Source organism: Enterobacter sp. HSTU-ASh6, from assembly GCF_026319105.1.
GTDB classification, from domain to species: domain Bacteria; phylum Pseudomonadota; class Gammaproteobacteria; order Enterobacterales; family Enterobacteriaceae; genus Enterobacter; species Enterobacter sichuanensis.
Genome location: NZ_WSPD01000010.1, coordinates 104999 through 126418, shown reverse-complemented (window position 1 = coordinate 126418; position 21420 = coordinate 104999). Strand labels below are relative to the sequence as shown.

Genomic DNA, 21420 nt, shown 5'->3' with positions numbered 1-21420 from the left:
TATTGCCTGAAACGGCCATGCCTTTATTTATCTGATTGCGAAAGAAAGGAGTGAATATGCATTTTCAGCACCTGACTTACTGGCAGGATAAAGTAAAAAACAGCGCCATTGAGACCCGGTTATTTATTAACGGTGTTTATTGTGACGCCGCCGATAATGCCACGTTTGCAACCGTCAATCCTGCTACCCAACAGACGCTGGCGAACGTGGCCCGGGGCAAGCAGGCGGACGTGGACCGCGCGGTTCAGGCCGCGCGTGAGGTATTTGAGCGCGGTGACTGGTCGCAGGCGTCGCCGGCGCAGCGCAAGGCCGTGCTAAATAAGCTCGCCGATCTGATGGAACACCACGGCGAAGAGCTGGCCTTGCTGGAAACACTGGACACCGGTAAACCCATCCGCCATAGCCTGCGCGACGATATTCCCGGTGCGGCTCGCGCCATTCGCTGGTACGCCGAAGCGGCGGATAAAGTCTACGGCGAAGTGGCGCCTACGGGTCCGGACGAGCTGGCGATGATCGTGCGCGAGCCGATCGGGGTTGTCGCGGCCATCGTCCCCTGGAACTTCCCGCTGCTGCTGGCCTGCTGGAAGCTGGGCCCGGCGCTGATCGCGGGCAATAGCGTGGTATTGAAACCGTCGGAGAAATCACCGCTCACCGCCCTGCGGCTGGCCGGGCTGGCGAAAGAGGCGGGTCTGCCGGACGGCGTGCTGAATGTGATAAGCGGTTACGGCCACGAAGCGGGCCAGGCGCTGGCACTGCATCCGGAGGTTGAGGTGCTGACGTTTACCGGCTCAACCCGTACCGGCAAGCAGCTGTTAAAGGACGCGGGAGAAAGCAACATGAAGCGCGTCTGGCTGGAGGCCGGCGGCAAGAGCGCCAACATTATCTTTGCCGACTGCCCGGACCTGGACAAGGCCGTGAGCGCGACCGCCGCCGGGATTTTTTACAACCAGGGGCAAGTCTGTATCGCCGGTACCCGCCTGCTGCTTGAAGACAGCATCGCCGATGACTTTCTGGCAAGGCTGAAAGCGCAGGCCAGTCACTGGCAGCCGGGCGATCCGCTCGACCCTGACAACACGATGGGGATGCTCATCGACGCCGGGCACGCCGATACCGTCCACACGTTTATTCGCGAGGGAACCCGGAAAGGTACGCTGCTGCTGGACGGGCGGGAACAATCGTGGCCTTGCGCAGTCGGTCCAACCATTTTTGTCGACATCGACCCTGACTCCCCGCTGTGCCGGGACGAGATTTTCGGGCCAGTGCTGGTCGTCACCCGTTTTAAAACCGAAGAGGAAGCCTTAACGCTGGCCAACGACAGTGAATATGGGCTTGGCGCGGCGCTATGGACCCGCGATCTCTCCCGCGCGCATCGCATGAGCCGCCGCCTGAAAGCAGGCTCAGTCTTCGTCAATAACTATAACGACGGTGATATGACCGTCCCCTTTGGCGGCTATAAGCAGAGCGGCAACGGTCGCGATAAGTCCCTGCACGCGCTCGAAAAATTTACTGAACTGAAAACCATCTGGATTGCCCTGGAGTCTCAATCATGACCGAACATACCACCAGCTACTACGCGGCCAGCGCGAACGCTTACGAACCTTTCCCGACGCTTAACGAGTCGATCAGCTGTGACGTGTGCGTGGTGGGCGGCGGCTATACCGGCCTCTCCTCCGCGCTGCATCTCTCCGAAATGGGCTACGACGTGGTGCTCCTTGAAGGGGCGCGCATTGGTTTCGGCGCCAGCGGACGCAACGGCGGCCAGTTGGTTAACTCCTACAGCCGCGATATCGACGTGATTGAGAAAAACTACGGACCCGATGCCGCCAGAGTCCTCGGGAGCATGATGTTTGAAGGCGGAGAGATCATCCGGGAGCGTATCCAGCGCTATCAGATTCAGTGCGACTATCGTCCCGGCGGGTTGTTTGTGGCGTTAAACCATAAGCAGCTGGAAACGCTGGAGGAGCAAAAAGCCAACTGGGAACGCTACGGCAACACGCAGCTGGAATTGCTGGACGCCAACGCCATCCGTCGGGAAGTCGACAGCGAACGCTATACCGGCGCGCTGCTGGACCGCAGCGGGGGACACATTCATCCGCTGAACCTGGCGATCGGCGAAGCGGACGCCATTCGCCTGAACGGCGGGCGGGTGTTTGAACAGTCCCCGGTCACCGCCATTCAGCACACCAGCCCCGCCGTGGTGAGCACACAGCATGGCCAGGTGGCGGCCCGCTACGTGATCGTCGCCGGGAATGCCTATCTGGGCGATAAGATAGAACCGGAACTGGCAAAACGCAGCATGCCCTGCGGCACCCAGGTGGTGACCACCGCCCCGCTGCCGGAAGAGGTAGCCCGCACGCTGATCCCCAATAACTACTGCGTGGAAGATTGTAACTACCTGCTGGATTACTACCGTCTCACCGCCGACAACCGCCTGCTGTACGGCGGTGGCGTAGTCTATGGCGCACGCGATCCGGACGATGTCGAGCGCCTGGTGATGCCAAAGCTGCTGAAAACCTTCCCTCAGCTGGCCGGCGTCAAAATCGACTACCGCTGGACAGGCAACTTCCTGCTGACCCTGTCGCGTATGCCGCAGTTTGGTCGTCTGGATAAAAACATCTATTACATGCAGGGCTACAGCGGCCACGGCGTGACCTGCACCCACCTGGCCGGACGGCTGATCTCGGAACTGTTGCGCGGTGACGCTGAGCGCTTTGATGCGTTTGCCAACCTCCCGCACTACCCCTTCCCGGGCGGCCGCAGCCTGCGGATTCCATTTACGGCGATGGGCGCGGCGTATTACAGCCTGCGCGATCGTCTTGGCGTATGATCGTTTTGACAAAAGGGTATCTGACATGAGTAACCAGGAATTTCATCAGCGCAGACTTTCTGCCACCCCGCGCGGCGTAGGCGTAATGTGTAATTTCTTTGCCCGCACGGCGGAGAATGCCACCCTTACCGACGTGGAAGGCAACGACTATATTGATTTCGCCGCCGGGATCGCGGTGCTGAATACCGGCCATCGTCATCCTGAACTGGTGGCCGCAGTGGAAAAACAGCTTCACCAGTTCACCCACACGGCCTACCAGATTGTGCCGTATGAAAGCTATGTTTCATTAGCCGAGAAACTTAACGAGCTGGCCCCGGTCCAGAGCCCGGCTAAAACGGCGTTCTTCACCACGGGCGCAGAAGCGGTGGAAAACGCCATTAAAATCGCCCGGGCCCACACCGGCAGACCGGGTGTGATTGCCTTCGGGGGAGGCTTTCACGGCCGAACCTATATGACCATGGCCTTAACCGGCAAGGTCGCGCCTTATAAGCTGGGATTTGGCCCCTTCCCGGGGTCGGTTTATCACGTGCCGTATCCCTCTGAGCTGCACGGCATCACGACGCAGGATGCCATTACGGCGATAGAACGCCTGTTCAAAGCAGACATTGAGGCGAAACAGGTGGCGGCGATTATTTTTGAACCCATCCAGGGTGAAGGCGGATTCAACGTCGCCCCGCCAGAGCTGGTGGCCGCCATCCGCCGAATCTGTGATGAGCACGGGATCGTGATGATTGCCGACGAAGTGCAGAGCGGCTTCGCCCGTACGGGTAAACTGTTTGCCATGGAACACTACGCCGACAAGCCCGACCTGATGACGATGGCTAAAAGCCTGGCAGGCGGAATGCCGCTGTCTGGCGTGGTGGGTCGCGCTGAAATCATGGACGCGCCAGCTCCCGGCGGTCTGGGGGGGACTTATGCAGGCAACCCGCTTGCGGTGGCCGCCGCGCACGCGGTGCTGAATATTATCGACAACGAGTCGCTGTGCGAGCGCGCCCGTCATCTGGGCGATCGACTGAAAGCCACGCTGGAGGAGATCCAGGGTACCTTTCCTGCGCTCGTGGCGATAAGGGGAAGAGGATCGATGATTGCGGCGGAGTTTTTTGATCCCGAAAGCCGTGAACCTTCGGCCGCCATCGCGCAGGCGATCCAGCAAAAAGCTCTCGCTCAGGGCCTTCTGTTATTGATCTGCGGCCAGTATGGCAACGTGATCCGTTTCCTTTATCCGCTGACCATTCCGGATGCCCAGTTCACCCAGGCGCTGGCGATCCTGCAACAGGTTATGCGTGATAAGGCCTAAGTGCCCAGCGAAAACCGTCTGCCGGGATGCCGGCGACGGTTTCAGCGAAGGAGATCTGCAGAGATCTCCTCCGTGTGGGAAATGTTGGGGAATTTGGTCTGTTTCATTGTATGCTCCCTGAAACACATCCCTGGCAAGAGGAAAAACAATTGCAAAAAACATCCGCCTATCAGTCACTTGTGAAAACCTTCCAGCGCCTCTCCCGTTTCTCGCACCTCTCCTCCATCGCCAGCTGGGACATGTTTACCATGATGCCGCCTGGCGGCAGCGCCGCGCGCGGCGAAGCGCTGGCAGAAATGAGCGTCCTGCAACACCAGATCCTGACCGATAAGAAAGTGGGCGATCTGCTGGCTACAGCAGCAGGTGAAGATCTGAATGACGTCGAACGCGCCAACCTGCGGGAAATGACGCGTCAATATCAGCAGGACTCGCTGCTACCGGAATCGCTGGTGGAGGCCAAATCCCTGGCGGGCAGCAAGTGTGAACACGCCTGGCGCACCCAGCGTCCCGCTAACGACTGGCAGGGCTTTTCCGCCAACCTGAAAGAGGTGGTCAAACTCAGCCGCGAAGAGGCTCGCCTGCGGGCCGAAGCCAAAGGGTGCACACCGTACGACGCACTGCTGGATATTTTTGAGCCCGACATGACCAGCGCCCGTCTGGACGTTCTGTTCGGTGATATGCAATCCTGGCTGCCGGACCTGCTGGCAAGCGTGGTGGAAAAACAGGCTCAACGGTCGTTTGTTCCCCCGCAGGGCCCCTTCCCGACGGCAACACAGCGCGAGCTGGGCCTGGAAGCGATGAAGATGCTCGGCTTCGATTTTAACGGCGGTCGCCTGGACGTGAGTGCGCACCCGTTCTGCGGCGGCGTACCGGAGGACGTGCGCATCACCACGCGCTATGACGAAGATGAACTGCTCAGCGCGCTGTTTGGCGTGATCCACGAAACCGGACACGCGCGCTACGAACAAAACCTGCCGCGCGCCTGGGCAGGACAGCCGATTGCCCTCGCCCGCTCAACCGCGATCCACGAATCCCAAAGCCTGTTCTTTGAAATGCAGCTTGGCCGTAGCGAGGCCTTCCTTAAACATCTTCTCCCTGCGGTGCACGCCCGCTTTGGCAGCCAGGCGGCGTTCAGCGAAGAGAACTTTATCGCCTGGAACCAGCGCGTGAAGCCGGGCTATATCCGCGTGGATGCCGATGAGGTGAGCTACCCGGCGCACGTGGTGCTGCGCTATGAGATTGAGCGCGCGCTGATCAACGGCGAGATCGAGGTGGACGACATTCCCGCCCTGTGGGATGAAAAAATGCAGGCCTGGCTCGGGTTATCCACCAAAGACAACTACCGCAACGGCTGTATGCAGGATATTCACTGGACCGACGGTGGATTTGGTTACTTCCCGTCGTATACGCTGGGGGCCATGTATGCCGCACAGCTGTTCCATGCGGCGAAAACGGCGCTTCCGGATCTGCAGTCCTCAATCGCTGAAGGTGATTTTTCGGCGCTGTTTGACTGGTTGCGCCAGAACATCTGGCAGCACGGCAGCCGCTTTACCACCTCGCAGTTGATTACCCAGGCGACGGGGGAAGATCTCAATATCCGTTACTTCCGCGAACATCTCACTTCACGTTATTTGTAATTCCCTTCTGCCGGAGCGCGCTCCGGCACTTTCCTTGCCCTTCTGCATAATAAGATGATTTTGCACATTTATTTCCGAGCGCACTTAAGGTATGTAGTTAAATCCTGGCCATATAAATACACCGCAATCAGGCCAGGGTTAACAATAAATAAAGGGATGAATAATGAAAGGCATAATGAAAACGATGGCGTTAGCCGTACTGTGTGCGACGAGTTTAAGCACCTTCGCGGCCGCGGATAACACTCCGCAAGAAGCATATAACGATATCACCCACTCTCTCGCTGACCTCCAGCCCATCACATTTCAGGCTCCCGCAGAAAAATACAAGCTACTGGTGTTTATTGATAACCAGTGCATCTACTGCAGCAACGTGGTGAAAAACGTCAGGCAGTATACGGATGCCGGTTTGACCATGTCGTTTTTGACCGTTGCCCCCGACGCTATTCGCGACTCGGTCATTGAGGATATGGGGCGCGTCTGGTGTTCAACCGACAGGGTCAAAAGCCTGCAAAAAGCGATGACGGGTTTTTTACCGGATAACGACACAACGCAGGCCTGTTCCGACCGGATCGCTCGCCAGTCTGCGCTGGCTGAAAGGCTGGGCATCAACATCACACCGTTCATGGTGGTCATTGAGCCTGAATCACGCTCGATTGTTGGCAGCCAGCCACCGGCTGCAATTCTGGCTGCGTTAAAGAAATAGCCCTCACGTGTACGAACGGGCCTGTTCGTACACGCTTCTCCCCCTTTGTACATTCCGTTACACGCCGATACCAATCACTCACGGAAACCCCGAATTTACAGGGATATAGTTATTTCAACGGCCCCGCAGTGGGGTTAAATGAAAAACCAAATTCGAGGGTATGAACATGAATAAAGTATTAGCTCTGGTTGTTGCCGCTGCTATGGGTCTGTCTTCTGCTGCGTTCGCTGCTGAGACTACTGCAACTGCTCCAGCTGCCGCTGCGCCAGCTGCAACCACCACCGCTGCGCCTGCAAAAGCGGTACACCACAAGAAACATCATAAAGCCGCTAAACCAGCTGCTGAGCAAAAAGCGCAAGCGGCTAAAAAGCACCACAAAAAAGCCGTAAAACAAGACGCGACTAAGCCAGCTGTAGAGCAGAAAGCGCAGGCCGCTAAAAAGCACCACAAAAAAGCGACCAAACCGCCTGTAGAACAGAAAGCGCAGGCTGCTAAAAAACATCACAAAAAAGCAGTAAAACACGAAGCTGCTAAACCAGCTGCACAGCCAGCTGCGTAAGAGTACAAGCTTAACCGTGCCCTCCGGGGCACGTTGGTAAACCGGCGCTGAACCGGAAAAGGTTCCGCGCCGTTTTTTTATCCGGAGGGCGTATGCTGCGACGCTATCGGTTTGAGCTGATTCTGATCCTGCTTATTTTATGCGCGCTCATCGCCAGCCATTTTTATCTTTCCTGAATGTAGCACGCTGATTTTACTCCCACTTTAGCGCTGTCCCGTCTATAGTATTTTCATAGGGTTCACTTTTAATAATCATAATTACCCCCACCAGAGTGTGATATGCGTAAATCTGTTGTGTTGTTACTGGGAACGTTTGGTCTTTTTTCTGGATTCTCACATGCGGATGATGGCGGTGATGACACCATTAGCGCGAAAGAGCTAAAGACGCTTTTTTTCGGTCATGACGACCGCACGCGCGTCGCCGATCCCACCCAGGCCCCCTGGGATGCTATAGGTCAGCTGGAAACCGCCAGCGGTAACTTATGTACCGCCACGTTGATCACCCCGCAGCTTGCCCTGACGGCAGGCCACTGTCTGTTAACGCCGCCAAACGGCAAGCCGGATAAAGCGGTTGCCTTGCGCTTTGTGTCGCAAAAAGGCACCTGGCGCTATGAAATCCACGGCATTGAAGGCCGGGTGGATCCCTCTCTCGGCAAACGCCTGAAACCGGATGGTGACGGCTGGATTGTGCCACCCGGCGCCGCCTCATGGGACTTTGGCCTGATCGTTTTACGCTACCCGCCTTCAGGTATTACGCCACTGCCGTTATTTGACGGTGATAAAGCCGCCCTTACCGCCGCGCTGAAAGCCGCCGACCGCAAGGTGACGCAATCAGGCTATCCTGTCGATCATCTGGATACGCTTTACACGCACACCGACTGCATTGTGACCGGCTGGGCACAAACCAGCGTACTCTCTCACCAGTGCGATACGTTACCAGGCGATAGCGGCTCACCGCTGATGTTGAAAACGGAAAACGGCTGGCAGTTGATCGGTGTTCAGAGCTCAGCCCCGGCGGCGAAAGACCGCTGGCGTGCCGATAACCGGGCCCTGTCCGTCACCGGTTTTCGCGACCAGCTGGAAGCGCTGGCGCAGCAGTAAATCAGCACCGTCTGACCTGATGTAACGCCTTGATTGACTCTATCGGCATGGGCTGGCTGAACCAAAAACCCTGCAGCTGATCGCAGCCAGCCAGCCGCAGGAGTTTCATTTGCTTTTCGGTTTCGACCCCTTCTGCAACCACCGCCATGCCCAGCGCATTGGCGATCCGCACCGTGCCGCTCACCAGCGCGGCCGCCTGTTCATCATTGTCTACCAGCCCGGCCAGCGACTTATCGATCTTGATGGTGTCAAAGTTGAAACGCCGTAAATAGCCAATGCTTGAATAACCGGTGCCAAAGTCATCCAGCGCTACCGCGATACCCAACGCCTTCAGGTTGGCTATTGCCATGCGGGCACGCTCCGGGTTTTCCAGCACATAGGACTCGGTGACCTCAAGCTGTAGTCGGTTGGCCGGAAAATCGGTGATCTCCAGCACGCTGGCGACTTTTTCTTCGAAGGCAGGATCGCGAAATTGTGCGGGGGAGATATTAACCGAGAGCGTTAAGTCACTGTACGGCTGCAGATCCTGACAGGCCCGCTGCAACACAAACTGCCCCAGTTTGTAAATCAGGCCACTGGTCTCCGCGATGGTGATAAAGGTATCCGGGCCCAGGGGCCCTTCCGGACGTCGTGGCCAACGGACCAGCGCCTCGACGCTGCTCATTTTCTGGCTGTGGGCGTCAATAATCGGCTGATACCAGACCTCGAACTCATCACGCTCCAGACCGTTACGGATCTGATTCTCAATCGCCAGCTTGCGTTCACGGGCGCTGTTCAGTTCGGCGTCGTAGTGGGTAATCCGCCCTTTCCCGCTCATTTTGGAATGATACATGGCAATATCGGCGCGACGAAACAGCTCGGAGCTGGTGCATTCAATCAGGGTTCCGCTGGCGATACCGATACTGGCCCCCATATGGATTGTGCGTTCCCCCAGCTGAATCGGGGTGGCGAACGCGTCCAGCACCGAAACGGCAAACGCGGCGGCCCGGGCTTCCGCGTTATCTCCGCCAATGGTCATGGCAAATTCATCCCCGCCCATTCGCGCCAGCATTCCGCCCGGCGGCACGCGTTCATTCAATGTTTTCGCAATCGCCACAATCAGATCGTCACCCACGCTGTGACCGTAGATATCATTGACGTCTTTAAAGCCATCCAGATCGATGAACACCACGCTTTTGACGTCGATATCCCCCCGTAAACTCACCCGGTCCAGCGCTTCAATGAGCGCACGCCGGTTCGGCAGACGGCTTAGCCAGTCCGTTCTGGCGACCAGACGCGCCAGACTCTCTCCGCGGGCAAGCTTGTACAGCCCCACGCTGCTCACCAGAATAAACAGCAGGATCAGAGCCGAGGCCAGAACCACAATCTGTCTGATGTCAGAAGAGGCCGCCCGGGCGGCCTGCGCACCCGGAAGCCGCGCCTGCCAGTTCAGATAACCGACCAACTCCCCTGCCGCGCTGCGCAGCGGCATGCTCAGCGCGTTGATTTTTTCTGGCGTAAAGTTGAGGTTCTCAATCTGAAAGGTCGCCCCCAGGTCAGACAATATTCGGGCATTCAGGTGACGGGTAATCACCAGATAGCGGCGCGTTCCATCGGTCACCCGCAATCGTCCGACCATTGGGCGTATCAGCCCAATCCCCACAAAGGCGACGCCGCTTCGCGTTTTGCTGATCCCGGCATAGATATTTTTCTCGCTCGCTAAGGCGCGCGCATGCTGGTCAATGAGGGCTTTCAGGCCTTTGCCGAAAAAATCGAGCGTCGTCTCCTGAAAAGGCTGACTTTTAAACGATCCCCAGATGACATTGAAATGTTCATCCAGCACAAAGGTGCCGTCATAGAGGTTGTTGATTTTAAAGCCGGCGCCCCAGGTGTTGTACAACCAGTCGGTATCCAGCGTGGAGCGGTAAGCCTCCCGAACCGCATCGTCCCAGACGGCGTTATCAAGGACCAGCGAGGAGACGCGATTCACCGATGTCTGAATGGCGCCCTGCACGGAAAGCGCCGTGCGGTGTTCATCAATTTCATTGGTTTTTGTACTGATTAGGTGCAGGGAAAGATAGAGAAGTGCGACGATGGAGATAATTAAGCCGATCCCCGCCATGAAGACCATGGCAAACAACGTTCTCGCATTGGGAATATTGCGCCAGCTTAATGTGCGATACATCAGCCATCCTCTTCACGGTTTTGCTTTTCTAAGCGTAATACAGGCAGCGAATTTCGCTGCCTGTAAATCATGGCGTGAAGTCTGTCAGGCGAGTTTTATCATGATCATGCCGGCAAGCAGCAGTATAAGCCCGATCCAGCCTTTGTTATTTAAACGCTGCCCGAAGAGTACCCAGCCTGCGGCCAGCGTGGCGGCGATACCAAAACCGCCCCACAGCGCATAGGCCACCGACAGGTCGATCCCTTTGACCGCCTGGGACAGGGCGCTGAATGCCCCCAGCACCGCGGCAATCGACAGCAGGCCATAAACTTTACGACGGAAACCGTCGGAGAATTTCAGCAGAACGTTCGCCAGAATTTCCAGCACGATGGCAAGCCCCAGCCAGGCCGCATGAACCCACTCAAACTGTTGCATGGTTCTGCTCCTTCAGCTGTTTAGTCGGTTTACGGGTACCTGATTTAATCAGCACAATACCCGCGACCAGCGTTGTTAAGCCAGCGATCTTCATGGTTGTTAATGTTTCGTCAAATATCAGCACGCTGAACAGCGTAATTAATAAAATGCCGATCCCTTCCCATAGGGCATACGCGACACCCAGCGCAATTTTCTTCACCGCAAACGAGAGGAAAATATAAGAAAGGGAAATCATCACCAGCATTAAAATAAATCCGGTATTACCCTCGCTGACGCTTGCCCATTTCATCGACAGCGTGCCGGTAATTTCCGCGATAATTGCCAGAGCTAAAAGGATCCAGTAAAACATGTTTTTCTCCTGCTTGAGAATATAATCCATCGTGGCTCGCTGTACGCAGCAAACCAAAAAATACGAATTGAAATCAGATAGCTAAGCGCTTAGCGCCAGCTCAGGCAGAAGATATGACTATAGTGCGGTGCGCCAGTGTTGCTCACCAGAAAGCAGGTAAAAAGAGGTGGAAAATACAGCAGTGTGGTTTGAAGAGTACGTCCTGAACATATTGTCCATAAAATTACAATTATCCGCGGTGTTGCTTCTCGTCTTTGCGGATCAAAATTGTCCTCGGTAGTTGAACACGCCAAATTTGTACCATAAGCCAGGATTTAACTCAAAGTCTTTGCAATTCTTTACTCATCCCGTTTGATTTTGGTTAGTTTATTGCATCGCCCTTCACCTTTATTATAAATAAAAAGAACATTGCGGAGTCACCATGGCCAAACCCATCATTACCCTGAACGGGTTAAAAACTGTCATCATGCTGGGCATGCTGGTGATTATACTGACAGGCGTTCGCGTTGCCGCCGACATCATTGTGCCGTTTATTCTGGCGCTGTTTATTGCGGTGATCCTTAACCCGCTGGTGCAGCGCATGACGCGGCTACGCATCCCGCGCGTGCTGGCGATCACGCTGCTTATCAGCATTATTATTATCGCCATGGTCTTGCTGGTGGCCTATCTCGGTACCTCGCTGAATGAGCTGGCCCGAACGTTGCCGAAATACCGCTCTTCGCTGGCAATACCGCTGCTGCAGATTGAACCCTGGCTGCAGCGCGCAGGGATCGAAGTCTCGGTCGAAGAGCTCCTTAAATTTATCGACCCCAATGCGGCCATGACAGTTGTCACCAGCCTGCTGACGCAGCTTTCCAATGCCATGACCTCCATTTTCCTGCTGTTCTTAACGGTGGTGTTTATGCTGCTGGAGGTGCCCCAGCTGCCGGCGAAGCTGCAGCAGATCATGGTCCGGCCGGTTGAGGGAATGGGGGCCATTCAACGCGCGCTGGACAGCGTTTCCCGCTATCTGGTGCTGAAAACGGCTATTAGCCTGGTGACGGGCGTTGTCGTCTGGTTGATGCTGCTGGCGCTGGACGTCCGCTTTGCGTTTGTCTGGGGATTACTGGCGTTTGCGCTCAACTATATTCCCAACATCGGGTCGGTGCTGGCGGCGATCCCCCCTATCCTTCAGGTGCTGGTGTTCAGTGGGTTCTATGACGCGCTGGTCCTGCTGGCCGGATATCTGGCGATCAATCTGGTGTTCGGCAATATTCTTGAGCCTCGCATGATGGGGCGAGGACTGGGGCTCTCCACGCTGGTGGTCTTTTTGTCCCTGATATTCTGGGGCTGGCTGCTCGGGCCCGTAGGGATGCTGCTCTCCGTCCCGCTGACCATCATCGTCAAAATTGCCCTGGAACAGACGGCAGGCGGGCAAAGTATCGCCGTGCTGCTGAGCGATATGAGCCATCAGTAGCGGTCAGTCCATCATTGACAGGAGAGGCTTGCAGGTCCTTCCACCTTCGCGATAAGCGCTGAGCGCCCTCTGCCATTCCGCCAGGGGGTATACCGCGACATCGCTGTACCGGCTGGCGGGCAGGCGAAGCCAGATGCGATCGAACGCCGCGCGCCACGCCCCCGCGCTGAGCCCATCCAGGCCGTTACGGATATGGAACCACGCCACGCGTGGCTCAGGACGCAGCTGTCGGAAAGTCTGGCCGGAGAGCAGTCCGTAGCAGACAAACATCCCCTGCCCGGGCATCACGCTGAGGATTGCTTCCGCAAGCGGCCCGCCGGTGGCATCGTAGACAATATCGCTGCGTGCGGCGACGGCGCCGATTCTGTGCGCGTCATGCTGCGCAACAGGAATGATCCCCATCGCCTCCAGCCGTTCAGCATGCACGGCGGAACGGTGAATGCCGTACACCGCTTCCGCACCCGCCTGACGCGCCCATTGCCCCAGCAGAATGCCGCAATCCGATCCTGCAGCCGTAAGCAACACCCGTTTTCCCTGAGCGGGGTAGCGGGTCAGCATCATCTGCGCCGCCAGCGGATTGATATAGGCCCGCGCGGCCAGATGCACGTCAATGGTGTCCGGTACGGGGATCGCATACTCGGCCGGGCAATCAACATAGCGCTGCCAGGTGCCTTGCCCACGCAGCGGCAGAACGCGTTTACCCAGCAGATGACTAAACGACGCGGGAGCCTGAGTAACGACACCGACGCCCTCATACCCCGCTACCGCCGGTAACGGAGTTCTGTGCCGATAGGCGCCCGTGATGGGAATGAGATCGGACGCATTGACTGGCGAAAACAGCATCCGGACACGGAGATGACCCGGTGCTAGCGCCCCCAATGACGCGGTTTCAGGTTGCAGAACAGATTCTGGCTCGCCAAAACGGCGATACCAGAGGGCAAGGTTTTCCATAACGATCTCACGGCTGCTAGCGTAACAACTACTCGCGCCAGCCCATTGCCGGTGCGACATGTTTGAGAATAGACTCAATCACGTGCGCATTATAATCCACCCCCAGCTGGTTCGGTACGGTCAGTAAGAGCGTATCGGCCTCGGCAATCGCCTCGTCCTTTTTCAGCTGTTCAATGAGCTTATCCGGCTCCGCGGCATAGCTGCGCCCGAAGATGGCGCGCGTTTTCTCATCCAGGTAACCCACGCTGTCGCTGTCGTTGCGGCTGGTGCCGAAGTACATCCGGTCGCGGTCGTCCATTAATGCAAAAATGCTGCGGCTCACCGACACCCGCGGCTCGCGCGTATGTCCGGCCTCTTTCCAGGCCTGACGGTAGGCGCGGATCTGTTTTGCCTGCTGAATATGGAACGGCTCACCGGTTTCATCGTCTTTCAGGGTTGAACTTTGCAGATTCATGCCCAGCTTTGCCGCCCACACTGCCGTCGCATTTGAACCGGCGCCCCACCAGATACGCTCGCGCAGCCCTTCGGAATAGGGCTCCAGGCGCAGCAGCCCCGGCGGATTCGGAAACATCGGCTGCGGATTTGGTTTGGCAAACCCTTCACCGCGCAGCACATCAAGCAGCACTTCGGTATGGCGGCGCGCCATATCCGATTCGTTTTCCCCTTCCTGCGGGACATAGCCGAAATGACGCCAGCCATCAATAACCTGTTCCGGAGAGCCGCGGCTAATGCCAAGCTGCAAACGTCCACCGGAAATGAGGTCCGCCGCGCCCGCATCCTCGGCCATATACAGCGGATTTTCGTAACGCATATCAATCACGCCCGTGCCGATTTCGATGGTTTTCGTTTTTGCGCCAATGGCGGCCAGCAGAGGAAACGGTGAGCTAAGCTGTCGGGCGAAGTGGTGTACGCGGAAATAGGCACCGTCTGCCCCCAGCTCTTCAGCCGCCACGGCTAAATCGATGGACTGCAGCAGCGTATCTGCCGCTGAGCGCGTGCCGGACTGCGGAGAAGGTGTCCAGTGACCAAACGATAAAAACCCGATCTTTTTCATTACGATGTGTCCTGAGAATGCGTTGCGTGCTGTCCACTTTACGCATTACCCGCTAAGAATAAATGCCGTTTATTTAACGGAAAGCATCAAATAAATTGACTGAATAGCGTGGTTCGTCATTTCGCCACATAATAGGATATAATATCACCCACTTTTTTCATGGCAGGTAAAACCGGCAATGGCTTTGATCCCCAAAAACTACGCGCGGCTGGAAAGCGGCTATCGCGAAAAAGCATTAAAAATCTATCCCTGGGTGTGTGGACGCTGCTCGCGCGAGTTTGTCTATTCCAATCTGCGTGAACTCACGGTTCACCATATCGATCACGACCATACCAATAACCCGGAAGATGGCAGCAACTGGGAGCTGCTGTGCCTGTTTTGCCACGATCACGAACATTCGAAATACACCGAAGCGGATCAGTACGGTACTACCGTGGTTGCCGGGGAAGACGCGCAAAAAGACGTGGGCGTCGCCACGTTTAACCCCTTTGCTGATTTAAAGGCGATGATGGATAAGAAGAAGTAATCATTCACCGCCCATACCTGCCGTATGGGCGGCTCAGGAAAAGGATATAAGCCTTGGATACCCTCCACTGCTACTGGGATACGTTTTATACCGCCTACGGTTTACTTTTCACGAGAATAATTAGCCTCATACTTCTGGTCTGGCTGTGTCATGATTTTCTGCGCCGCATAAGGAAAAACGCCGCGGACGCCGCCGACGCCGCTGGCCCGATCGCAGAAGCCGATGCCCGGGAGCGGTATCAATGGCGTTTTCAACTATGGTCATTGCGGACGGTACAAATCCTCTGCCTGCTCTCTCTTTTCTGGATGCTTATTAAGGAACTCTTTGCCTGACCCTTTCCCTGGTTAAAATGTCCAGGTGATTGCGGCGGTTGCTCCTACAGATTACGCGGCGGTCAGTGCAAAACGGTCTTTCAGGACATGGCGTATGTCCTCCTCCGCCAGCTGCCGCGTTTCAGTGCCGATCGCCGTGATGGTTTTCAGCATATCGCCCAGTAAAATCTGGCGTCCTTCCGGGCGATGCTGCACCACCACCAGTTTCTGCACAAAAATAGCGTCAGGATGCGTGGAGTTAAGGTAGTTAGCCGGAACGAAATCAATCCACTCCTGAGGGGTAAGGTCGAAGCCGTACTGACGGGCCCACTCACCCTCAACCTTCGCCTGAAGAAGATATTCGCCCTCCGCGCTGCGACTCAGGCGAAACGTGTCGAAATCCTGCGAGATATCCACGTCAAGCGTGTCCAGCGCCATCGGCGCACGAATGCCATAGCTGCCGAAGCCGAGATCGCAAAGCCACTGTCGGTTCTCCACTTCGGCAATTAACGCCATATGGGTTTTCGGCCTCCGCACGGGGTAGAACATCGGGCGCGCCGCCACGAAACGGTAAGGGATACCTAACGCCGCCAGCGCCATGGCAAAAAGCCCGTTCACCTCATAGCAGTAGCCACCGCGCCCTTTCTTTAACACTTTATCGGCAATGTCGTCTGGCGCCAGCGAGACAATTTTGCCCGCCTGCACGTCCAGATTTTCAAACGGGACTGAAAAGAGCTGATGACGCATAAGGGCATGCAGGGTAGCCGTATCGGCAGCCGCCGGTCCGCTGTAGTTTATGCGTTTGAAATAGGAAGAAATGTCGAAATTTTCGCTGTGCATAATGCCTCCTTGTCATGAACATGTCGGACACTATAGATGGCGCACATCATTGACTGTATAGTCAGTTTTATCGAAAATTAGCCTGAACAGATACCCATGTCTGCCCCGTCCCCACACTATCGCCGTATTGCTGAGATGTTGCGCCTCACGCTCTCTTCTGGCGCATTGCAAGTCGGTGACCGCATGATCTCCGCACGTAAACTGGCCGAACGCGAGTGCGTTAGCCTCCCGACGGCGCTGGAAGCCCTTCGCTGTCTCGAGGCGGAAGGGCTGATTGTTGCGCGGCCACGTTCAGGTTATTACGTCCATCAGACCCGTCTCCCTCCGCGCGTGGAACCCTCCCGTTCCCCGTCAGGCCCGGTCCCTGTCACTATGTCCGCCGTGGCCCAATCGCTGTTCAGCAGTGCAGAGGCTCGTCTGATACCGCTGGGCGCCGCCCTGCCCGATCCTGCGTGGCTGCCGGGTGATGCGCTGCAACGGGCGTTGCACTCCGCGGGGCGTCGTCTGGACGCGCACGGGCAGAGCTATAGCCTGCCTCCGGGAAGGGGAGATTTGCGAAGTAAGATTGCCGCGCGGGCTGCGCAGTGGGGAGCCCGGTTCGGCGCGGACGATCTCATTATCACCGCGGGCGCGACGCAGGCGTTACGCCTGGCCCTGCGGGCAGTGTGTCAGCCTGGGGATGTTGTGGCGATTGAACAGCCAGCCTACTTTGGCACGCTCCTGCTGCTGGAAGATTTAGGCCTGAAGGCCTTAGAAATCCCTACCGATCCTGTTGAAGGTCTGTTACTGGAACCGCTGGCAGACGCCATACGCTGCCACCGTCCCGCAGCCGTTCTGGCCTCACCCACCGTGCAAAATCCGCTGGGCGCCAGTATGCCCGTCGCGCGCAAGCAGGAACTGGTTGCCCTGCTTGAAGGCGCAGGGATTCCTTTGATTGAGGACGATGTCTACGGAGACCTGGTCGGCGAAGGGCAGCGTCCGCCTGCCTGTAAGGCGTTCGACCAGAGCGGAAATGTGATTTACTGCAGTTCCCTGTCTAAAACGCTTGCCCCGGGCTGGCGAATCGGCTGGATTGCCGCCGGACGCTACCACACTCAGGTCTTACAGACCCGCATGGCCGGAGACTGGGCAGGCACGCCGCTGCTGGAAGCCGCGACGAGTGAGGTGCTGGCAAGCGGCGACTACGATCGTCACCTGCGCCGGCTAAAGCGCCGGATCGCAGCGGGAATACGTGCCGTCGTGGCGCGGGTCGAAGCCAGTTTCCCACCCGGTACGCGCCTTAACGTACCCGCAGCCGGTTTTCTGCTGTGGGTAGAACTCCCTCAGCAGGTCAACGCGCTGGAGGTGCATCGCCGCGCGCTGGCGCTGGGCATCGGCGTCAGCCCTGGCCCCCTGTTTTCCCCTGGGGCAGAATTAACGCATTTTCTGCGGCTGAACTGCGCAAACGAACCGACACCCCGCCTGCTGAACGCCGTCGAACAGATTGGCGCGCTGTGTCACGCGCTGGCTGTTTTCACACCAGACTCTCCAGCCACTCGGTAAAGACCCGCACCTTGCGGGAGAGATGGCGGTGTGGGTAGAGCAGTGACAGCTTGCGATCCGGGGAGCGATAGTCTGGCAGGACTTCAACCAGAAGGCCGCGGTCAAGGTAAGGCTGGAGAAAGAGGTTCATCCCCTGCATTAACCCCAGCCCGGCCAGGCCTGCCGCGATGTAGGCCTCGGAGTTATCCACCACAAGCTTACCGGGTAGCGCGATCTCCGCGACGCCTTCTGGCGTGGTAAACGTCCACGGCTGAATGTGTCTGCTGCTGTTATTAATCCAGTTGATGGCCTGATGCTTTCGCAAATCATCCAGCGTTTCTGGCGTACCGTGTTGTGCCAGCCAGGCCGGGCTGGCACAGGTCGTAATTTTAATGTTCCCGATTTTACGCGCGATATAATCGCCGTCGTCCAGCTCGCCCACCCGCAGCACGCAGTCCAGCCCATCCCGCAGCATATCCCGACGGCGGTCCGAGCTGCTCAGAATGATGTCAATCTCGGGATGCTGGCGATAAAAATCAGGCAGGTTGGGTATCACCCGCAACGCCGCAAACGAGATGGGCATATCGATTCGCAGCTGGCCGTGTATCGGCCGATCGGCGCCAAACGATTCCAGTAATTCGTCCGCCTGCGCCAGCAGGGGTTTACTCCGGCGATAAAATGCTTCTCCATCCGGGGTCAGGCTAATCCGACGCGTGGTACGTTGCAGTAGCCGCGTGCCGCTGTGCTGCTCCAGTAGCTGCAACGCTTTGGTGACGGCCGGGCGATGGACCCGCAAATTCTCCGCCGCCTGGGTAAGGCTCCCTGATTCGACAATCTCAATAAAAATTCTTATGGATTCAAAGAGGTTTATTTGCATAAGGGATGCTTTTGCCGTAAGCAGGATAAGATTATTGTTATTAATTTTATAACAGTGATGAATATTTTTGGCTATTTTTCCTAACAATCTTGCGCCCTACACTCTCTTCCATTCAAACGTAAGGGAGAGTCTGCTGTGAAAAATAACCGTATCTGTCAGGTCCTGGGCATCGAAAAACCTGTTATTCAGGGACCGCTATCCTGGCTCACTGACGCCCGCTTAGTCGCTGCAGTCAGCAATGCCGGCGGGCTTGGCGTGCTGGGGCCCAACGCCGGCTTAACCGCCGACACCGCGGTCTCCACGCCGGAAGAGACCGCCGAAAAAATGCGGGAAGAAATTCGTAAAACGAAGCGACTGACCGAAAAGCCCTTTGGCGTGAACCTGATCCCCACGGCCGTTAACGACGTCTGGACAGGCCCTATCCTTCAGGTGGTGAAAGAGGAAGGCGTCAGGGCCGTTGTGTATACGGGCTATGGGGAAGGCAGCATTATTCCGGCGCTGTTCAGCGAGCTAAAAGAGGCGGGTATCGCCATTATCTACCGCGACATCAACCCCACCCCGGAAAACACCCGCCTCGCAGAAGACGCGGGGGCAGACATTATCGTTGCCACCGGTTTTGATGAGGGCGGAACGTTACCCGCCACGGCGCTTGGCACCTTTTCCATCGTGCCGCTGATTGCCGATGCCGTGAAGCATATTCCGGTGATGGCGGCGGGCGGCATTACCGATAATCGCACCGCCAGAGCGGCGCACACCTTAGGCGCTGAAGGCGTATTTGCCGGCTCGGTGTTTATCAGTACGGAAGAAAGCCGCGTGCCGCAGGGGGTCAAAGATAAAATTGTTGCCGCCAACGGTCTCGATTTACTGCTTTTCCGCACAGTCCCCCATTACTACCGCTCTCTTCCCGGCAGGCTGGCGGAAAAACTGGCAGCGATGGATAAAGCTGGCGCAAGCAACGAAGCGCTGGGCAAAGCGATGGGAGGTTTACGGGGCCTGCGCCTGGGCATGCTGGAAAATAACACCGATGAGGGCTATATCGCGCTCGGCACGGGAATTGGGAATATTCACAGCGTGAAAAGCGTGGCCGAGGTGGTTAATGCGTTAACGGTTGAGTAAGCCCTTAACCCTGATGCTCCGGACGCTCCCCACGGGCGGCGTCCGCAAACCGTCTGCGGTTGCTTTTCATAAATTGAGCAATGAGCGTTCTTTCACGACAGCGTCAGGATTGGCTCTTTTTACCGCTGCCAGAAAAGCCGTGAAGTTATGATTCCAGAGGGTAAGATTGTTATAAAACTGCACCTGCTTTTCATTAGCACCGTCACGATAAATAACAATCCAGACCCGTCTGCTATTTATCTCGGTATTCCCCGGCCCGATCTTAATGATATTCGCCAGCGCAATTTTACGGGTGGCGTTATTTTTAACCTCATATAAAAACTGGTCATCATAAAACCAGGTTTTACCTGCATTCCCGCCAAATATTGACGGGTTAGCGGATATTTTTTTCATCCCGTTGCGGTCTGTAATGATGCGTTTTGCCTGACGAATACGTCTGACAAAAAATCCGGACAATATGAAAAGCGCAATGAGGGGCAGCGCGACTGATATTATTTTTAGGCTCTCGTGCATATCCCTGCCCCACCCTACATGATTCTCAAGACGTGAGTATAACGCGCCGATCGTTGATGACAACAACCCTTAGCGTCAGGGAATAATCCGCGCGGCTCTCAGCTGCGCGAACAGGCTGAAAAACATCTCATCGGTCGCCTGCATTTGCGTGAAGCCCGACCGCCGGAGTTTGCTCCCGTCACCGAACATGTCGTAATGCCAGCTAAAGACGAAATCGGCAAACTGCCCGTCGCTCAGCTGCAGAATATCCGCTTCCACCAGCCGTTCCCCGGCAAGCTCGCGCCAGACGTCGCGATAATCCGTAAACAGCTGGCGAAATGACAACCTCACTGGCGGCGCAGTGTCCAGCTCAAACCAGCGAGCGATGCACGGCCACAGCTCGCTCCAGCGCCAGATATCGCCATTATTCACGTTGAATGCCTGATTCTGTGCCGCAGGTGACGTGGCGGCCCATAGGGTGGCTTCGGCCAGCAGCCCGGCGTCGGTATGGTCAACAATACTGTGCCAGGTCTGTTCCGAACCGGGAAAACGCAGCGGTAACCCCTGAGCCTTGCACAGCGAAGCGTACAGGGCAATGCTCAGCGCAAGGTTCATGGTATTGCCCGGCACTGAACTTCCCACCACGCCCGGCCTGATGGCGTTCCAGTGCCAGCGTTTCCCGCGATGAAACTGGCTGAGCCAGGTGAGCTGCGCGGCGTTAAATTCCGCCCCCGGCACGCCGGGATCGCTTTCCCGCGCCGGGGTTTTAAACGGCCCCAGATGTGCACCGTAAACTTTGTACCCCTGCATCAGGCTTACCCTCTGCAAAGGCGCCGTTTTTTCAAGCGTGCTGACCAGATTACGCAGCATCGTGACGTTCGGCTCGACCATCGCCTCCCAGCTCGGCGCATTCGCCCAGGCGCTGTAAAAGAGATGAGTGATGCCATCCAGGACGCGCAGCGCCCGGGCGCTGTCCTGCGCATCCAGTAAATCGACGTTCACCATCGGAATGCCGTCCGGATGGGTGACGCCGTGGCGACTGAGGCCGATCACCTCCCACTTGTGATGCAGGAGCGTCCTGACAAGCTGTCTGCCGACAATGCCGCTGGCCCCCGCGATCAACGCGACGTTGTGTTGCTCTCTTTTGTTCATGGTGTTTCTCCAGAATGGGTGACAGATGCAGTGTCATATATTATTTTTTTAGCGGATACCCCCTCATTCCGATG

21 protein-coding genes are annotated in these 21420 nt (G+C 56.8%); 12 read left to right on the top strand and 9 right to left on the bottom strand.

Annotated features, from left to right (window positions below):
• The first annotated feature begins 56 nt into the window (after nt 1-56).
• The 7 genes from puuC (at nt 57) to GM298_RS14250 (ending at nt 8123) form a co-directional block, all read left to right on the top strand.
• Nucleotides 57-1550, top strand: coding sequence for an aldehyde dehydrogenase PuuC (gene puuC, locus GM298_RS14280; protein ID WP_126801185.1), 1494 nt, complete (start codon nt 57-59; stop codon nt 1548-1550).
• On the top strand, nt 1547-2827 hold the full coding sequence (locus GM298_RS14275; RefSeq protein ID WP_266154319.1) for an NAD(P)/FAD-dependent oxidoreductase: 1281 nt from the start codon (nt 1547-1549) through the stop codon (nt 2825-2827). The genes puuC and GM298_RS14275 overlap by 4 nt, the downstream gene beginning before the upstream one ends.
• A gap of 25 nt (nt 2828-2852) precedes the next feature.
• Nucleotides 2853-4124: a 4-aminobutyrate transaminase gene (gene puuE, locus GM298_RS14270; RefSeq protein WP_045284887.1), complete on the top strand. Its 1272-nt coding sequence runs from the start codon at nt 2853-2855 to the stop codon at nt 4122-4124.
• Nucleotides 4125-4273: 149 nt separating this feature from the next.
• Complete coding sequence (locus tag GM298_RS14265) at nt 4274-5761, top strand: carboxypeptidase M32 (RefSeq protein WP_266154317.1); 1488 nt, start codon at nt 4274-4276, stop codon at nt 5759-5761.
• Between the two features lie 163 nt (nt 5762-5924).
• Nucleotides 5925-6464, top strand: a complete 540-nt coding sequence (locus tag GM298_RS14260) for a thioredoxin fold domain-containing protein (protein ID WP_025758611.1) — start codon at nt 5925-5927, stop codon at nt 6462-6464.
• A gap of 166 nt (nt 6465-6630) precedes the next feature.
• Nucleotides 6631-7023: an acid resistance repetitive basic protein Asr gene (gene asr, locus GM298_RS14255; RefSeq protein WP_266154316.1), complete on the top strand. Its 393-nt coding sequence runs from the start codon at nt 6631-6633 to the stop codon at nt 7021-7023.
• Nucleotides 7024-7301: 278 nt separating this feature from the next.
• Entirely contained in the window at nt 7302-8123 is an 822-nt protein-coding gene (locus GM298_RS14250; protein WP_045284891.1) for a trypsin-like serine peptidase, read from the top strand.
• A 1-nt stretch (nt 8124) separates the two neighbouring features.
• Here GM298_RS14250 and GM298_RS14245 read toward each other — a convergent pair whose 3' ends face one another.
• From GM298_RS14245 to mdtJ, 3 genes are all read right to left on the bottom strand, one after another.
• On the bottom strand, nt 8125-10287 hold the full coding sequence (locus tag GM298_RS14245; protein WP_047958430.1) for a bifunctional diguanylate cyclase/phosphodiesterase: 2163 nt from the start codon (nt 10285-10287) through the stop codon (nt 8125-8127).
• Between the two features lie 84 nt (nt 10288-10371).
• Nucleotides 10372-10701 carry a multidrug/spermidine efflux SMR transporter subunit MdtI gene (gene mdtI / locus GM298_RS14240; RefSeq protein ID WP_025758607.1) on the bottom strand — a complete coding sequence of 110 codons (330 nt, stop codon included), beginning with the start codon at nt 10699-10701 and terminating at the stop codon, nt 10372-10374.
• Complete coding sequence (mdtJ, locus tag GM298_RS14235) at nt 10688-11050, bottom strand: multidrug/spermidine efflux SMR transporter subunit MdtJ (RefSeq protein WP_025758605.1); 363 nt, start codon at nt 11048-11050, stop codon at nt 10688-10690. Before mdtJ ends, mdtI begins: the two co-directional genes overlap by 14 nt.
• Nucleotides 11051-11471: 421 nt before the next feature.
• On the opposite strand from mdtJ, the gene GM298_RS14230 reads away from it, so the two are divergent.
• Nucleotides 11472-12506 (top strand): AI-2E family transporter, encoded by a 1035-nt coding sequence (locus GM298_RS14230; RefSeq protein ID WP_059385276.1) that lies wholly within the window; start codon nt 11472-11474, stop codon nt 12504-12506.
• A gap of 3 nt (nt 12507-12509) precedes the next feature.
• Here the strand turns inward: GM298_RS14230 and GM298_RS14225 are convergent, their stop codons facing one another.
• Both GM298_RS14225 and GM298_RS14220 read right to left on the bottom strand, forming a co-directional pair.
• On the bottom strand, nt 12510-13457 hold the full coding sequence (locus tag GM298_RS14225) for a zinc-dependent alcohol dehydrogenase family protein (protein WP_266154314.1): 948 nt from the start codon (nt 13455-13457) through the stop codon (nt 12510-12512).
• A gap of 28 nt (nt 13458-13485) precedes the next feature.
• Nucleotides 13486-14511: an LLM class flavin-dependent oxidoreductase gene (locus tag GM298_RS14220; RefSeq protein WP_025758602.1), complete on the bottom strand. Its 1026-nt coding sequence runs from the start codon at nt 14509-14511 to the stop codon at nt 13486-13488.
• Between the two features lie 178 nt (nt 14512-14689).
• Between GM298_RS14220 and yajD the strand changes: the two genes are divergently transcribed.
• Nucleotides 14690-15037 (top strand): HNH nuclease YajD, encoded by a 348-nt coding sequence (yajD, locus tag GM298_RS14215; RefSeq protein WP_003857471.1) that lies wholly within the window; start codon nt 14690-14692, stop codon nt 15035-15037.
• A 53-nt stretch (nt 15038-15090) separates the two neighbouring features.
• Nucleotides 15091-15369: a hypothetical protein gene (locus tag GM298_RS14210; RefSeq protein ID WP_266154313.1), complete on the top strand. Its 279-nt coding sequence runs from the start codon at nt 15091-15093 to the stop codon at nt 15367-15369.
• A gap of 51 nt (nt 15370-15420) precedes the next feature.
• On the opposite strand, the gene GM298_RS14205 is transcribed toward GM298_RS14210, so the two are convergent.
• Nucleotides 15421-16188: an arylamine N-acetyltransferase family protein gene (locus GM298_RS14205; protein ID WP_266154312.1), complete on the bottom strand. Its 768-nt coding sequence runs from the start codon at nt 16186-16188 to the stop codon at nt 15421-15423.
• Between the two features lie 96 nt (nt 16189-16284).
• Between GM298_RS14205 and GM298_RS14200 the strand changes: the two genes are divergently transcribed.
• Entirely contained in the window at nt 16285-17730 is a 1446-nt protein-coding gene (locus GM298_RS14200) for a PLP-dependent aminotransferase family protein (protein WP_266154311.1), read from the top strand.
• Here GM298_RS14200 and GM298_RS14195 read toward each other — a convergent pair.
• Nucleotides 17702-18586 (bottom strand): LysR family transcriptional regulator, encoded by an 885-nt coding sequence (locus tag GM298_RS14195; protein WP_128338850.1) that lies wholly within the window; start codon nt 18584-18586, stop codon nt 17702-17704. The two genes, GM298_RS14200 and GM298_RS14195, sit on opposite strands and share 29 nt — an antisense overlap.
• 135 nt (nt 18587-18721) lie before the next feature.
• On the opposite strand from GM298_RS14195, the gene GM298_RS14190 reads away from it, so the two are divergent.
• Nucleotides 18722-19702, top strand: a complete 981-nt coding sequence (locus tag GM298_RS14190) for an NAD(P)H-dependent flavin oxidoreductase (RefSeq protein WP_266154310.1) — start codon at nt 18722-18724, stop codon at nt 19700-19702.
• Between the two features lie 66 nt (nt 19703-19768).
• On the opposite strand, the gene GM298_RS14185 is transcribed toward GM298_RS14190, so the two are convergent.
• Both GM298_RS14185 and GM298_RS14180 read right to left on the bottom strand, forming a co-directional pair.
• Entirely contained in the window at nt 19769-20215 is a 447-nt protein-coding gene (locus GM298_RS14185) for a hypothetical protein (protein WP_045284898.1), read from the bottom strand.
• Nucleotides 20216-20290: 75 nt separating this feature from the next.
• Entirely contained in the window at nt 20291-21346 is a 1056-nt protein-coding gene (locus tag GM298_RS14180; RefSeq protein WP_266154309.1) for an SDR family oxidoreductase, read from the bottom strand.
• Between the last annotated feature and the right edge of the window lie 74 nt (nt 21347-21420).

Excerpts from the sequence above, each read along its gene's own strand:
- GM298_RS14220 (WP_025758602.1), bottom strand. The coding sequence starts at position 14,511 with ATGAAAAAGATCGGGTTTTTATCGTTTGGTCACTGGACACCTTCTCCG.
- GM298_RS14230 (WP_059385276.1), top strand. The coding sequence starts at position 11,472 with ATGGCCAAACCCATCATTACCCTGAACGGGTTAAAAACTGTCATCATG.
- GM298_RS14245 (WP_047958430.1), bottom strand. The coding sequence starts at position 10,287 with ATGTATCGCACATTAAGCTGGCGCAATATTCCCAATGCGAGAACGTTG.
- GM298_RS14225 (WP_266154314.1), bottom strand. The coding sequence starts at position 13,457 with ATGGAAAACCTTGCCCTCTGGTATCGCCGTTTTGGCGAGCCAGAATCT.
- asr (WP_266154316.1), top strand. The coding sequence starts at position 6,631 with ATGAATAAAGTATTAGCTCTGGTTGTTGCCGCTGCTATGGGTCTGTCT.
- yajD (WP_003857471.1), top strand. The coding sequence starts at position 14,690 with ATGGCTTTGATCCCCAAAAACTACGCGCGGCTGGAAAGCGGCTATCGC.
- puuC (WP_126801185.1), top strand. The coding sequence starts at position 57 with ATGCATTTTCAGCACCTGACTTACTGGCAGGATAAAGTAAAAAACAGC.
- GM298_RS14205 (WP_266154312.1), bottom strand. The coding sequence starts at position 16,188 with ATGCACAGCGAAAATTTCGACATTTCTTCCTATTTCAAACGCATAAAC.
- GM298_RS14250 (WP_045284891.1), top strand. The coding sequence starts at position 7,302 with ATGCGTAAATCTGTTGTGTTGTTACTGGGAACGTTTGGTCTTTTTTCT.
- GM298_RS14195 (WP_128338850.1), bottom strand. The coding sequence starts at position 18,586 with ATGCAAATAAACCTCTTTGAATCCATAAGAATTTTTATTGAGATTGTC.
- GM298_RS14180 (WP_266154309.1), bottom strand. The coding sequence starts at position 21,346 with ATGAACAAAAGAGAGCAACACAACGTCGCGTTGATCGCGGGGGCCAGC.
- mdtJ (WP_025758605.1), bottom strand. The coding sequence starts at position 11,050 with ATGTTTTACTGGATCCTTTTAGCTCTGGCAATTATCGCGGAAATTACC.
- GM298_RS14275 (WP_266154319.1), top strand. The coding sequence starts at position 1,547 with ATGACCGAACATACCACCAGCTACTACGCGGCCAGCGCGAACGCTTAC.
- GM298_RS14200 (WP_266154311.1), top strand. The coding sequence starts at position 16,285 with ATGTCTGCCCCGTCCCCACACTATCGCCGTATTGCTGAGATGTTGCGC.
- GM298_RS14260 (WP_025758611.1), top strand. The coding sequence starts at position 5,925 with ATGAAAGGCATAATGAAAACGATGGCGTTAGCCGTACTGTGTGCGACG.
- puuE (WP_045284887.1), top strand. The coding sequence starts at position 2,853 with ATGAGTAACCAGGAATTTCATCAGCGCAGACTTTCTGCCACCCCGCGC.
- GM298_RS14185 (WP_045284898.1), bottom strand. The coding sequence starts at position 20,215 with ATGCACGAGAGCCTAAAAATAATATCAGTCGCGCTGCCCCTCATTGCG.
- mdtI (WP_025758607.1), bottom strand. The coding sequence starts at position 10,701 with ATGCAACAGTTTGAGTGGGTTCATGCGGCCTGGCTGGGGCTTGCCATC.